The sequence below is a fragment of the Streptococcus oralis genome (genome assembly GCF_026782235.1).
Classification (GTDB): domain Bacteria; phylum Bacillota; class Bacilli; order Lactobacillales; family Streptococcaceae; genus Streptococcus; species Streptococcus oralis_CC.
The window spans coordinates 481,844-494,470 of sequence record NZ_JAKUWE010000002.1 but is presented as its reverse complement, the minus strand read 5'-3'; the positions used below and the strand labels follow the sequence as shown (position 1 = coordinate 494,470).

12 protein-coding genes are annotated in these 12,627 nt (G+C 44.1%); 6 read left to right on the top strand and 6 right to left on the bottom strand.

Annotated features, from left to right (window positions below):
- Nucleotides 1–10: 10 nt before the first annotated feature.
- From yqeH to MK396_RS02790, 4 genes are read right to left on the bottom strand one after another with little or no spacing between them, the layout of a single operon-like run.
- Complete coding sequence (gene yqeH / locus MK396_RS02805; RefSeq protein WP_268723584.1) at nucleotides 11–1,117, bottom strand: ribosome biogenesis GTPase YqeH; 1,107 nt, start codon at nucleotides 1,115–1,117, stop codon at nucleotides 11–13.
- A gap of 2 nt (nucleotides 1,118–1,119) precedes the next feature.
- On the bottom strand, nucleotides 1,120–1,647 hold the full coding sequence (locus tag MK396_RS02800) for a YqeG family HAD IIIA-type phosphatase (RefSeq protein ID WP_198460050.1): 528 nt from the start codon (nucleotides 1,645–1,647) through the stop codon (nucleotides 1,120–1,122).
- Between the two features lie 17 nt (nucleotides 1,648–1,664).
- The gene (locus MK396_RS02795) at nucleotides 1,665–2,573 is read right to left on the bottom strand and encodes a magnesium transporter CorA family protein (RefSeq protein ID WP_254725036.1); all 909 of its coding nucleotides are present in this window, start codon (nucleotides 2,571–2,573) and stop codon (nucleotides 1,665–1,667) included.
- 57 nt (nucleotides 2,574–2,630) lie between these two features.
- Nucleotides 2,631–3,191: a mechanosensitive ion channel family protein gene (locus MK396_RS02790; protein ID WP_268723583.1), complete on the bottom strand. Its 561-nt coding sequence runs from the start codon at nucleotides 3,189–3,191 to the stop codon at nucleotides 2,631–2,633.
- A 149-nt stretch (nucleotides 3,192–3,340) separates the two neighbouring features.
- On the opposite strand from MK396_RS02790, the gene sstT reads away from it, so the two are divergent.
- Nucleotides 3,341–4,552, top strand: coding sequence for a serine/threonine transporter SstT (sstT, locus tag MK396_RS02785; protein WP_268723582.1), 1,212 nt, complete (start codon nucleotides 3,341–3,343; stop codon nucleotides 4,550–4,552).
- Between the two features lie 49 nt (nucleotides 4,553–4,601).
- Entirely contained in the window at nucleotides 4,602–5,555 is a 954-nt protein-coding gene (locus tag MK396_RS02780) for an aromatic acid exporter family protein (RefSeq protein ID WP_268723581.1), read from the top strand.
- A 290-nt stretch (nucleotides 5,556–5,845) separates the two neighbouring features.
- On the opposite strand, the gene MK396_RS02775 is transcribed toward MK396_RS02780, so the two are convergent.
- Nucleotides 5,846–7,390, bottom strand: coding sequence for a peptide chain release factor 3 (locus tag MK396_RS02775; protein WP_268723580.1), 1,545 nt, complete (start codon nucleotides 7,388–7,390; stop codon nucleotides 5,846–5,848).
- A 143-nt stretch (nucleotides 7,391–7,533) separates the two neighbouring features.
- Nucleotides 7,534–8,226, bottom strand: a complete 693-nt coding sequence (locus tag MK396_RS02770) for a TIGR02206 family membrane protein (RefSeq protein WP_268723579.1) — start codon at nucleotides 8,224–8,226, stop codon at nucleotides 7,534–7,536.
- Between the two features lie 165 nt (nucleotides 8,227–8,391).
- Between MK396_RS02770 and gatC the strand changes: the two genes are divergently transcribed.
- From gatC to MK396_RS02750, 4 genes are all read left to right on the top strand, one after another.
- Nucleotides 8,392–8,694: an Asp-tRNA(Asn)/Glu-tRNA(Gln) amidotransferase subunit GatC gene (gene gatC, locus MK396_RS02765; RefSeq protein WP_000705420.1), complete on the top strand. Its 303-nt coding sequence runs from the start codon at nucleotides 8,392–8,394 to the stop codon at nucleotides 8,692–8,694.
- Entirely contained in the window at nucleotides 8,694–10,160 is a 1,467-nt protein-coding gene (gene gatA, locus MK396_RS02760) for an Asp-tRNA(Asn)/Glu-tRNA(Gln) amidotransferase subunit GatA (RefSeq protein WP_268723578.1), read from the top strand. Before gatC ends, gatA begins: the two co-directional genes overlap by 1 nt.
- On the top strand, nucleotides 10,160–11,605 hold the full coding sequence (gene gatB, locus MK396_RS02755) for an Asp-tRNA(Asn)/Glu-tRNA(Gln) amidotransferase subunit GatB (RefSeq protein WP_001008635.1): 1,446 nt from the start codon (nucleotides 10,160–10,162) through the stop codon (nucleotides 11,603–11,605). Before gatA ends, gatB begins: the two co-directional genes overlap by 1 nt.
- 62 nt (nucleotides 11,606–11,667) lie before the next feature.
- Nucleotides 11,668–12,624 carry a zinc-ribbon domain-containing transport protein gene (locus tag MK396_RS02750; RefSeq protein ID WP_254725021.1) on the top strand — a complete coding sequence of 319 codons (957 nt, stop codon included), beginning with the start codon at nucleotides 11,668–11,670 and terminating at the stop codon, nucleotides 12,622–12,624.
- The last annotated feature ends 3 nt before the right edge of the window (nucleotides 12,625–12,627 follow it).

The window sequence follows — 12,627 nt, the reverse complement described above, 5'->3', positions numbered from 1 at the left end:
CTATTTTATTTTAAATGATTGCTTTTCGTGTGACGACGGCGACGCCTTCTGGTGCCCAGACAGCGACTTTGGCGGTGCCTGTTACTCGGATCCAGCCTAGGCCTGAGATGACTAGGTCGGTTTTGTCCTTGATGGTAAAGACATGTTGAACTAGTTTTGGAAAATCTTCTTTCTCCTTGCTATTTGGTGGTGTCAAAAGAGTTCCAAGATGTTTGTCATAAAAGGTACTAGCGCCTTCTAGCTTGGTACGGTGAAGTTTGAGTTCATTGTCAAAGAAAGCAGTAAATCCTTGCTTTTCTCCTGATATAAAGTCAAACCGTCCGAGACCACCTAGAAACAGGGTTTGTTCAGGATTGAGTTGATAGGTTTTTGGCTTGATTTCCTTTTTAGGGCTGACATACTTGAGGTTTTTAGCCGTCAAGTAGTGGGCCATCTGGTGACGGTGGATAATCCCCGGTGTATCGTAGATATAAGATCCGTCATCAAGCGGAATCTCAATCTTGTCCAAGGTTGTTCCTGGGAAACGCGAAGTCGTGATGACATTTTGGTCACCCGTGATTTCTTGGATAATGGCGTTGATGAGGGTTGACTTTCCAACGTTGGTAACACCAACTACGTAGACATCACGGCCCTTGCGATAGTGCTCGATTTTATCAATGACTTCCTTAATAGCATGCTTATTCTGTGCCGAAGTCAGGATGACATCAACAGGACGAAGTCCTTCTTCATGGGCACGCTCCATGAGCCACTGGCTAATCTTGCCCGGTTTAACTGACTTGGGCAGGATATCTTTCTTATTTCCGACCAAGAGAACATCATTGCCCGATACAAAACGTGGTAAGCCTGGGATGACAGAGCCATTAAAGTCAAAAATATCTATGACATTGACCACCAAGGCATCACTGTCTCCCACTTCGTGCAAGAGCTTGAGGAAATCATCGTCCGTCAACTGAACATCCGTGATTTCATTGTAATGGCGGAGACGGAAACAGCGTTGGCAATAAACTTCGCCAGTCTCCAAACCTTTTTCAAGCGCCGACTGGGGAGTAAAACCAAGACCAGCCTTGTCTGTCGTCTGAATGGTTGCTCCACAACCAATACAGAGAATTTCTTCCATAGTTAAATTCCTTTTTTATATGTAATCGGTCCGTACTTTTCAGTGATTTGCTTCATGACACGGCGCTCGCGAGCTCGGTTGATCTGCGTCTTGATCGAGTCGTGTTGGACCAAGGGTTTGACTAAGATCGAGCGAATGCCTGCACGGTGGGCTGCTCGTATATCCGTCATGAGTTGGTCGCCGACCATGACCACTTCATTTTTCTCATAGTGGAATTCCTTCATGGCACGGTCAATCCCAAATGTGAAGGGCTTCAAGGCCCAATAAACGTAGTCAATCCCAAATTTCTCAACTGCACGTTGAACCCGTTTTTTGGTGTTATTTGAGACCACGATGATGCGGATACCCGCGTCACGGAGGTCATGTAGCCATTGCTTCATTTCTGGCGTCCCATCAGGGTTGTTCCAAGCAATGAGGGTATTGTCCAAATCAACCAAAACAGCCTTGATCCCCTGCGCTTGCAGGCTTGGGACTGTCAGATCATAAACTGCTTCCACGGCAAAGTCTGGCATGTATTTTTCAATCGCCATTCTGGCTCCTTTTCTTTTTAATTTCTAGCAATATTCTTTAAACATTGGGCTAAGACTACCCATAAAATGAGACTAGCTATCAAAATATAAATCCAAGCATTTGGTTCATCTGCAAACGGTAGGGGAACATTCATTCCGAAGAATCCTGTAATAACCGCAAGGATAGCTAGCAAGACTGAGATAATGGTCAAAGTTGTCAAATTATCATTTAGATTATTATTTAGGATGTTGTTGTAAGAGGCTGAGAGTTGTTGCAAAACTTGAGAAATCAAGTCTGTCATCGAAACCAACTGATGCGCTTCAATCATGGCATCGTCAAACTGCTCTCTTTCTACCTCATTAAAATTGCGATAAAGAGCATGCCCTTGAATGTGTTCCAAGAGGAGACGATTTTGTTTGGCAGCTGCTGTCAGGTAAACCATACCAGTTTCCAAGTCAGAGAGGGCAAAAAGATTCTTTTTAGTTGTTTTTTGACGAAGAAGTGCACTGATTTCATCCTTACTTTTATCCATCTCTTCAATCACTGGATAGTAAGCATTGCTGATAATCTCTAAACTGGCAAAAAGAAATTTGTAGATTGAAACAACTTCATGGCTTTCGAGGTAGGTTGCCATACGTTTAATCACATAAGTATTCTTATGATTGCTGATAGTAATCAGCCGTTGTTTTTCAACGATAAAGGTCATCGGAATCGCTTCATAATATTCTTTATCTTTTTCTAAGTCAAGAACATTATAAATGAAGGTGACCGTTCCCGTTTCACGGTGATAGTCCATGTGGGCACGCTCATTTCTATCCAGGGCATACTCGATGGTTTCCTTGTCCAAGCCATAGACATCCGAAAGGTCTTCCATGTTTTTAATCTTGTCTACATCAAGGTCTATCCAGGTACAATCGTGACCTAATTTTTTCTCTACAAATAGCATACTCTCTCCTTTACCAAACTCCTTCTATTGTACCACAAATCTGCTAAAATAGCCGGCCTATTCAGTACGAGATAGATTGCTAACGACGGTGATATTGCGATTTGGTACAAAGTGAAGGGCTTGATCGTCACCTCGCAGTTGCGTTGTACGGATTCCTACGCTAACAACCTTTCCAGAAACGGTAATCGGTCCATTTGTGAGAATCACTTCATCACCCACATCAAGCTGGCGTTCAAAAAGGATGAAGAAGCCATTGATGACATCGGATAGAAAGCCTTGCGCCCCCATACCAATGGCCACCCCAGCAATCCCCGCACCGGCAAGGAGGCTCGAAACTGGCAGTCCTAAAATAGACAGGATGCAATAGAGCAAGAAGAAATAAAGAATGTAGTTAAAGACATTCTCCAGCAAACGAGAGATGGTCTTTTGTCTGCCTGCATCTCGATTTGAAAATTTAAGTGAGGGCTTAACAATCTTTCGTACAGTCGCATGAAGCATCTTTTTAGCTATATAAAATAGTAAAAACAAAATCAAAAGAGAAATCACCTTGGTCAAGAGATTCTCTAACATGGTTGTTAAATCAAGTTTATCAAAATAGCGTTGAAAAAAATCTTGCATATAAAACTCCTTTTTCCTATTATACCATAAAATCGTCCTTCTCTTTTCTTTCATAATTATTCAATTATTGTTCCTGTTTTCAAAATATCACTTGCCTCTATAGCATATTTATACTATAATTATAAACAATACATTTGAAGGAGACTGCTATGAAACGAATCATTAGAGCCTGGACCAAGGCAAGCCTCATCAAACGAATCCTTATTGGAATGTTCTTTGGAGCGACATTGGGGATACTCTTTCCAAACCTTACAGGAATTGGCCTACTTGGAGACCTCTTTGTAGGCGGACTGAAAGCCATCGCTCCTATTTTGGTTTTTGCCCTTGTTGCCAATGCCCTTTCCCAACACCAAAAGGGACAAAACACCAATATGAAGACTGTTATTTTCCTATACTTGCTTGGAACCTTTGCTGCTGCATTGGTGGCCGTTCTAGCTAGTTTCTTACTGCCTGTGCAAATCACCCTGACCAGTGCGAATACAGAAGTTGCTGCTCCTGACGGTATCGGTCAAGTCCTCAGCAATCTCTTGCTCAAACTGGTGGACAATCCCTTGAATGCCATTGTTGAAGCCAACTATATCGGAATTCTCTCTTGGGCAGTCGTCTTTGGTCTGGCTATGAGAGAGGCAAGTAAACATAGTAAAGAATTGCTGAAAACCATGGCGGATGTCACCTCTAAAATTGTGGAATGGATTATCAACCTAGCACCCTTTGGGATTTTAGGCTTGGTTTTCAAGACCATCTCTGACAAGGGCATTGCCAGTCTGGCTAACTACGGTGTCCTCCTAGGACTTTTGATTGCTACTATGGCCTTTGTAGCTCTCATCGTCAACCCACTCATCGCCTTTCTCTTTATGAGGAAAAATCCCTATCCCCTTGTTTTGAAATGCCTACGTGTCAGTGGTATTACAGCTTTTTTCACTCGTAGCTCTGCTGCCAATATCCCTGTCAATATGAAACTCTGCCAAGACTTGGGACTGAATCCTGACACCTACTCTGTCTCCATCCCGCTTGGTTCGACTATCAATATGGCTGGCGCTGCTGTTACCATAAATATCCTGACCCTGGCTGCGGTCAATACACTCGGAATCTCGGTAGACTTTGGGACAGCATTTGTGCTCAGTGTAGTAGCTGCCATTTCTGCCTGCGGGGCATCTGGAATTGCTGGGGGATCCCTTCTCCTCATTCCTGTCGCTTGTAGCCTCTTTGGGATTTCCAACGACTTGGCTATGCAGGTTGTCGGGGTCGGTTTTGTGATCGGAGTCGTGCAAGACTCCTGCGAAACAGCCCTGAACTCTTCAACAGATGTTCTCTTTACAGCGGTTGCCGAGTATGCTACAAACCGAAAACTTCGTCCCTAGTCTCTGATTCCTCGTTAAACACTTGACTCTATTAGTTTAGGAAATTTTCATGTCTCTCACTCAACGTACGACAAAACTGATATTAGCGACCTGTCTCGCTTGTTTTTTCGCTTATTTTTTAGATTTATCATCAGCAGTTTCAGCTGGAATTATCGCCCTATTAAGCCTCTCCGACACGCGCAGAAGCACGCTGAAATTAGCACGTAACCGCCTCTTTTCCATGCTCCTAGCGCTTGCTATCGGTGTTCTAGCCTTTCAGCTGACGGGCTTTCACATCTGGAGTCTGGGCCTCTATCTGGCTCTCTATGTCCCTCTTGCTTACAAAATGGGCTGGGAAATCGGCATCACCCCTAGCAGTGTCTTGGTCGGTCATCTCTTGGTACAGGAGTCTACTTCCCCAGAGCTCTTGCTTAATGAAGTGCTCCTCTTTCTCATCGGGACAAGCTTTGCTCTATTGGTCAACCTTTATATGCCCTCTCGTGAGAAAGCCATCCAAAGCTATCACCTTCAGGTCGAAGAAAAGTTAAAAGACATCCTGCTTCGTTTTAAATACTATCTTTCGAGGGGAGACGGACGCAATCAAGCCCAACTCGTTGACCAATTAGACAAGCTCCTCGATGAAGCTCTCAAACTGGTCTACCTGGATCACTCAGATCACCTCTTTCACCAGACGGACTACCACATCCACTATTTTGAGATGAGGCAGAGACAAAGTCGTATCTTACGAAACATGGCCCAGCAGATCAACACTTGCCAGTTAGCAGCAAGTGAGAGTTTGATCTTGGCCCAGCTCTTTTCAAAGATCGCTGCCCAGCTAAGTCAGACCAATCCTGCTCATGACCTACTTGATGACATCGAACGCTATCTGCAAGTCTTCCGCAATCGGAGTCTCCCTAAAACACGTGAGGAATTTGAGACTCGCGCCACTCTCCTGCAGCTACTACGCGAAGCCGAAACCTTTATCCAGGTCAAGGTCGATTTTTACCAAAAATATGGAGACTAGAACGCAAAGAACCTCAGAGAATTCATATAACATGATTTCTCTGAGGTTTTTAATTTACCTTTGACTTCAATTACCTTTACTGTATGAAAATAAATCAAAATCATTCGGAGACTTGTCCTAATGAAGTGTTTAGAGAAGCTGCCATAGCGGTTACCGATTGTTAGATTACGACACTGAGTTTTACAAATCGATTTCATTTGTAAAACTCAGTTAGTGAGGCAGTTAGGTAAGTCTAATAGGACTTGCCGTAGCCTACTTAGATTGCTTTGCAATCAAGTAGGCTTACTGAATCACATTTTTTCCTCCAACTCTACATCTGGATACTTGTCCGTAAACCAGCGGAGGGCAAAGTCATTTTCAAAGAGGAAGACTGGTTGGTCGAAACGGTCCTTAGCCAAGATATTGCGGCTTGATGACATCCGTTCATCCAAGTCCTCAGGCTTGATCCAACGAACAGTCTTTTTACCCATTGGGCTCATGACCACTTCTGCATTGTACTCGCCTTCCATGCGGTGCTTAAAGACTTCAAATTGGAGTTGTCCGACAGCACCCAGCATATACTCGCCTGTTTGGTAATTCTTGTAAAGCTGAATGGCTCCCTCTTGCACCAATTGCTCAATCCCCTTGTGGAAGGATTTTTGCTTCATGACGTTCTTAGCAGAAACTTTCATAAAAATCTCAGGAGTAAAGGTTGGCAGTGGTTCAAATTCAAACTTATTTTTTCCAACCGTCAAAGTGTCTCCAACCTGATAAGTACCGGTATCGTAAACCCCGATGATATCTCCTGCAACAGCATTGGTCACATTCTCACGACTTTCCGCCATAAACTGAGTGACATTCGATAATTTAGCACCCTTACCAGTACGAGGAAGGTTAACACTCATCCCACGCTCAAATTCACCCGATACGATACGAACAAAGGCAATACGGTCACGGTGACGAGGGTCCATGTTGGCTTGGATTTTGAAAACGAATCCTGAGAAATCCTTGTCATAAGGATCCACAATTTCGCCATCTGTTTTCTTGTGTCCGTGTGGTTCTGGAGCAAACTTAAGGAAGGTCTCAAGGAAGGTCTGCACCCCAAAGTTTGTCAAGGCTGAACCAAAGAAGACTGGTGTCAATTCACCCGCTAAAATAGCTTCTTCTGAAAATTCATTTCCTGCTTCTTGCAAAAGTTCGATGTCGTCCTTAACCTGAGCGTAGAAAGGATTGCTTCCAAAGAGCTTGTCCCCTTCTTCTAGATTAGCAAAACGCTCATCCCCTTTATAGAGCTCCAAGCGTTGGTTATAGAGGTCATACAAGCCTTCAAAGGCTTTCCCCATCCCGATTGGCCAGTTCATAGGATAGCTGGCAATCCCCAATACTTCTTCTAGCTCTTGCAAGAGGTCCAGTGGCTCACGGCCATCACGGTCTAGCTTGTTCATAAAGGTAAAGACTGGAATGCCACGGTGCTTCACAACCTCAAACAATTTCTTGGTTTGGGCCTCGATACCCTTAGCAGAGTCCACGACCATGACTGCAGCATCCACCGCCATCAAGGTACGATAGGTATCTTCTGAGAAGTCCTCGTGCCCTGGTGTGTCGAGGATGTTTACGCGCTTGCCATCGTAATCAAACTGCATAACTGATGACGTGACCGAAATCCCACGTTGTTTCTCGATATCCATCCAGTCAGACTTGGCAAAAGTCCCTGTTTTCTTTCCTTTAACCGTACCAGCCTCACGAATCTCGCCCCCAAAGTAGAGCAATTGCTCAGTGATAGTTGTTTTCCCGGCGTCCGGGTGGGAGATGATGGCAAAGGTACGGCGTTTCTTAATTTCTTCTTGAATAGTCATAAGTTCTCTTTCTTTAATTTTCTATTTTTAGTTGTTTCAGTAGCTAAGAATGATGTTTACATTGGATTTTACTATTCCTTTCGACTCTCCATTATATCGGATTTTGGGGAGTTTTTCAATTGCTCATCTGATGAAAAGGCAAGCTAGAGCACAGATTGCGCCTGATTTCTCTTTTTCCACCGTTTCTTGAACAAGATATCAAAGAGAACAAGAGCCAGTGAAAGGATGACCGACACAAGGAGGTACTTTATCCATAGAGGAGCATTCGAAATAAACGGGGTATCTCTTAAGAGACCATAATTTCCACCCGTTACCTGATTAACCCCAACTAGAAAGAGGTTGAGGATAAAGGTATAGGCTACAATCATATACTTCTTAAGCAAGCTCTTATCATAATGATTCATCAAGTAAACCAAGGAATTCACAAGAAGGGCATAGTGGCCAATCAAAAATGAAAAACTGGTAATATGGGGGAAATCATAGGGGTCAAAAACAGGGTAAATCAAAGCAAAGACCGCTCCACTTGCTCCTAAGAGGGCAAAATATTGCTTGCTCTGCCATTTATCTGGCAAGAAAACCACCGCAAACATAGCCAAACGGCAATGATAAAATGGAAGGCTATTAGAAAATGGAATCCCAAAGCCAACATACCAGCTATATAGGGCTAGCAACTGGAGAATCTGAATCCCCTTAAACAAGCGAACAAATTTCGGATTTTTGTGATAAGCAAGTGCTCCATAAAAACAAAGCACTAAAAGAAGTATCATAGCTCCATACCAAAAGAGGGGAATAGGAGGAGGAACCGTTTGAGATCTGGTGATAAATTGATGGAACATATTTCTATCCTAACTCTTATTTTCTCTATTCTCTAGTTTAACCATTATAGCGAATTAAAAGCGATTTTTCAATTTCTATTTCTTTTCAGTTTGGCTCCCTTATTTATAGGAAAATATGGTAAAATAGAACAGACTAAAAATCATCATTTCACGAAAGGATGCAAGATGAAAATTACGCAAGAAGAGGTAACACACGTTGCCAATCTTTCAAAATTAAGATTCTCTGAAGAAGAAACTGCTGCCTTTGCGACAACCTTGTCTAAAATTGTTGACATGGTTGAATTGCTGGGCGAAGTCGACACAACTGGTGTCGCACCTACTACGACCATGGCTGACCGCAAGACCGTACTCCGCCCTGATGTGGCCGAAGAAGGAACAGACCGTGACCGCTTGTTTAAAAACGTACCTGAAAAAGAAAACTACTATATTAAGGTACCAGCTATCCTAGATGATGGAGGAGATGCCTAATGACTTTTAATAACAAAACGATTGAAGACTTGCACAACCTCCTTATCTCTAAGGAAATTTCAGCAACTGAATTGACCCAAGCCACGCTTGAAGATATCAAGTCTCGCGAGAAAGCTATCAATGCTTTTGTCACTATCGCTGAAGAACAAGCCCTTGCTCAAGCTAAAGCCATTGATGAAGCTGGAATTGACGCGGATAATGTCCTTTCAGGGATTCCACTTGCTGTTAAGGATAATATCTCTACTGACGGTATCCTTACAACTGCAGCCTCAAAAATGCTTTACAACTACGAGCCAATCTTTGATGCGACAGCCGTTGCCAATGCAAAAGCTAAGGGTATGATTGTCGTCGGAAAAACCAACATGGACGAGTTTGCCATGGGGGGGTCTGGTGAGACTTCTCACTATGGCACCACCAAAAATGCTTGGGACCACAGCAAGGTTCCCGGTGGTTCATCAAGTGGTTCTGCCGCAGCTGTAGCTTCAGGGCAAGTCCGCTTGTCTCTTGGTTCTGATACTGGTGGTTCCATCCGCCAACCTGCTGCCTTCAACGGGATTGTTGGTCTCAAACCAACCTACGGAACAGTTTCACGTTTCGGTCTCATTGCCTTCGGTAGCTCATTAGACCAGATTGGACCTTTTGCACCAACTGTTAAAGAAAATGCCCTCTTGCTCAATGCGATTGCCAGCGAAGATGCTAAAGACTCTACTTCTGCTCCTGTCCGCATTGCCGACTTTACTTCAAAAATTGGTCAAGACATCAAGGGAATGAAAATTGCTTTGCCTAAGGAATACCTTGGTGAAGGAATTGACCCCGAAGTCAAAGAAACCATCCTTAACGCCGCTAAGCACTTTGAAAAGCTAGGTGCTATCGTCGAAGAAGTTAGCCTTCCACACTCTAAATACGGTGTTGCAGTTTACTACATCATTGCTTCATCAGAAGCTTCATCAAACTTGCAACGCTTTGACGGTATTCGTTACGGCTACCGTGCAGAAGATGCAAGCAACCTTGATGAAATCTATGTAAACAGCCGTAGCCAAGGTTTCGGTGAAGAAGTGAAACGCCGTATCATGCTTGGAACATTTAGCCTTTCATCAGGTTACTATGATGCCTATTACAAGAAGGCTGGACAGGTTCGTACCCTCATCATCCAAGATTTCGAAAACGTCTTTGCGGATTACGACTTGATTTTGGGACCAACTGCTCCAAGTGTTGCCTATGACTTGGATTCACTCAACCACGACCCAGTTGCCATGTACTTGGCTGATCTTTTGACCATCCCAGTCAACTTGGCAGGTCTCCCAGGAATTTCGATTCCTGCTGGATTCTCTCAAGGTCTCCCTGTCGGTCTCCAATTGATTGGTCCTAAGTACTCTGAGGAAACCATTTACCAAGCTGCTGCTGCTTTTGAAGCAACAACAGACTACCACAAACAACAACCCGTGATTTTGGGAGGTGACAACTAATGAACTTTGAAACAGTCATTGGACTTGAAGTCCACGTAGAGCTCAACACCAATTCAAAAATCTTCTCACCTACATCTGCCCACTTCGGAAATGACCAAAATGCTAACACCAACGTGATTGACTGGTCTTTCCCAGGAGTTCTGCCAGTTCTCAATAAAGGGGTTGTCGATGCCGGTATCAAGGCTGCGCTTGCCCTCAACATGGACATCCACAAGCACATGCACTTTGACCGCAAGAACTACTTCTATCCTGATAATCCAAAAGCCTACCAAATTTCTCAGTTTGATGAGCCAATCGGTTATAACGGCTGGATTGAAGTGGAGCTCGAAGACGGTACGACCAAGAAAATCGGTATCGAACGTGCTCACCTAGAAGAAGACGCTGGTAAAAACACCCACGGTACAGATGGCTACTCTTATGTTGACCTCAACCGCCAAGGGGTGCCTTTGATTGAGATTGTATCTGAAGCCGACATGCGTTCTCCTGAAGAAGCCTACGCTTATCTGACAGCCCTCAAGGAAGTCATCCAGTACGCTGGCATTTCCGACGTTAAGATGGAAGAAGGTTCTATGCGCGTGGATGCCAACATCTCTCTTCGTCCTTATGGTCAAGAGAAATTCGGTACCAAGACTGAGTTGAAAAACCTCAACTCCTTCTCAAATGTTCGTAAAGGTCTTGAATACGAAGTCCAACGTCAAGCCGAAATCCTTCGCTCAGGTGGTCAAATCCGCCAAGAAACACGCCGTTACGATGAAGCTAACAAGGCAACCATCCTCATGCGTGTCAAAGAAGGTGCTGCAGACTACCGCTACTTCCCAGAACCAGACCTACCACTCTTTGAAATCTCAGATGAGTGGATTGAGGAAATGCGTACTGAATTGCCAGAGTTTCCAAAAGAACGCCGTGCACGCTACGTATCTGACCTTGGCTTGTCAGATTACGATGCTAGCCAGTTGACTGCAAACAAAGTCACTTCTGACTTCTTTGAGAAAGCTGTTGCCCTCGGTGGTGATGCTAAACAAGTCTCTAACTGGCTCCAAGGTGAAGTTGCTCAGTTCTTGAACGCCGAAGGCAAAACACTAGAACAAATCGAATTGACACCAGAAAACTTAGTAGAAATGATTGCCATCATCGAAGACGGCACGATCTCTTCTAAGATTGCCAAGAAAGTCTTTGTCCACCTGGCTAAAAATGGCGGTGGCGCGCGTGAATACGTGGAAAAAGCAGGCTTGGTGCAAATCTCAGATCCAGATGTTCTGATTCCAATCATCCACCAAGTCTTTGCGGATAACGAAGCTGCCGTTGCCGACTTCAAGTCAGGCAAACGCAACGCAGACAAGGCCTTCACAGGATTCCTTATGAAGGCAACCAAAGGCCAAGCCAACCCACAAGTTGCCCTTAAACTCCTTGCACAGGAATTGGCGAAGTTGAAAGAAAGTGAGTAATTCGCTAGTAGCCACCCAGTAGTCTAGCCAGCTACCTTTCCAATCATATAGTTAGGAGACACATGAAGAAGTTTTATGCTCTTTTAATGACCTGTTTATTACTTGTTTTTCTATCCGTGCCTCAAATCGTTGATGCGGGTGTCGGACATTCCAGAAGTGGAGGGAGTAGCCGCAGTAGCTCCAGAAGTAGCAGCCGCTCAAGTGGAGGTGGAAGTCGTTCTGGTGGCTCATCCTACCACTACTACCGCTCTGGATATGGATCATCCTCTGACAGTTCTGCTAGCTCTCCCTATCTAGGATTTATGTTCATATTAGTCGGAGGAATCATACTAGTTGTTATCGTCAAATCCTTGCAGAATAAATCTGGAGATTCGAGTTCAACCTACACTAGTAATGATTATCAAACGCTCCATCGTCGAGTTGAACAAAACACACTGGCCATTAGTCGTGTGAAATACGGGGATCCAAACTTTGACGCGGAAGCCTTCACATCTTGGGTTAAGGAAGTCTACCTTAAATTGCAGGTTGCCTGGACTGAGAAAAATTGGAACTCTGTCCGTGCTTTGGAAAGTACCAGTCTCTACTCTCAACACAGTACTCAACTTGAGGACCATATTCGAGCTAAAACAACCAATGTTTTAGAGAAAGTTTGTATCGAAAATGTTCGCATCAAGGAATTCATTGAAAATCCTGACGGAAACGATACCTTAGTGGTGATCCTGTCATCTACCTTGCGGGACTATGTCATTGACGATGAGACTCGCCGTGTCCTTGAAGGAGACCCTAAAAAAGATCTCTTCACCGTGTATCAATTAAATTTTATCCGTCAACACGGTAGCCAAACGCAAGCAGTCAATCCAGACGAAGTTGTGAGCGACCACTGTCCAAACTGTGGCGCCCCATTGAAAATCTCTGCAGTTAGTGAGTGCGACTACTGTGGTGCCAATCTCTCTCGCAGTCCAAACCAATGGGTACTGGATACCTATGATGTTGTGGATGAAGACGAGCTTTATAATTAGGAG

What these genes read in the sequence shown, in the direction of transcription:
- gatB (WP_001008635.1), top strand. Translation starts at nt 10,160, where the DNA reads ATGAACTTTGAAACAGTCATTGGACTTGAAGTCCACGTAGAGCTCAAC.
- yqeH (WP_268723584.1), bottom strand. Translation starts at nt 1,117, where the DNA reads ATGGAAGAAATTCTCTGTATTGGTTGTGGAGCAACCATTCAGACGACA.
- MK396_RS02790 (WP_268723583.1), bottom strand. Translation starts at nt 3,191, where the DNA reads ATGCAAGATTTTTTTCAACGCTATTTTGATAAACTTGATTTAACAACC.
- MK396_RS02780 (WP_268723581.1), top strand. Translation starts at nt 4,602, where the DNA reads ATGTCTCTCACTCAACGTACGACAAAACTGATATTAGCGACCTGTCTC.
- MK396_RS02775 (WP_268723580.1), bottom strand. Translation starts at nt 7,390, where the DNA reads ATGACTATTCAAGAAGAAATTAAGAAACGCCGTACCTTTGCCATCATC.
- MK396_RS02800 (WP_198460050.1), bottom strand. Translation starts at nt 1,647, where the DNA reads ATGGCGATTGAAAAATACATGCCAGACTTTGCCGTGGAAGCAGTTTAT.
- MK396_RS02795 (WP_254725036.1), bottom strand. Translation starts at nt 2,573, where the DNA reads ATGCTATTTGTAGAGAAAAAATTAGGTCACGATTGTACCTGGATAGAC.
- gatA (WP_268723578.1), top strand. Translation starts at nt 8,694, where the DNA reads ATGACTTTTAATAACAAAACGATTGAAGACTTGCACAACCTCCTTATC.
- MK396_RS02750 (WP_254725021.1), top strand. Translation starts at nt 11,668, where the DNA reads ATGAAGAAGTTTTATGCTCTTTTAATGACCTGTTTATTACTTGTTTTT.
- sstT (WP_268723582.1), top strand. Translation starts at nt 3,341, where the DNA reads ATGAAACGAATCATTAGAGCCTGGACCAAGGCAAGCCTCATCAAACGA.
- MK396_RS02770 (WP_268723579.1), bottom strand. Translation starts at nt 8,226, where the DNA reads ATGTTCCATCAATTTATCACCAGATCTCAAACGGTTCCTCCTCCTATT.
- gatC (WP_000705420.1), top strand. Translation starts at nt 8,392, where the DNA reads ATGAAAATTACGCAAGAAGAGGTAACACACGTTGCCAATCTTTCAAAA.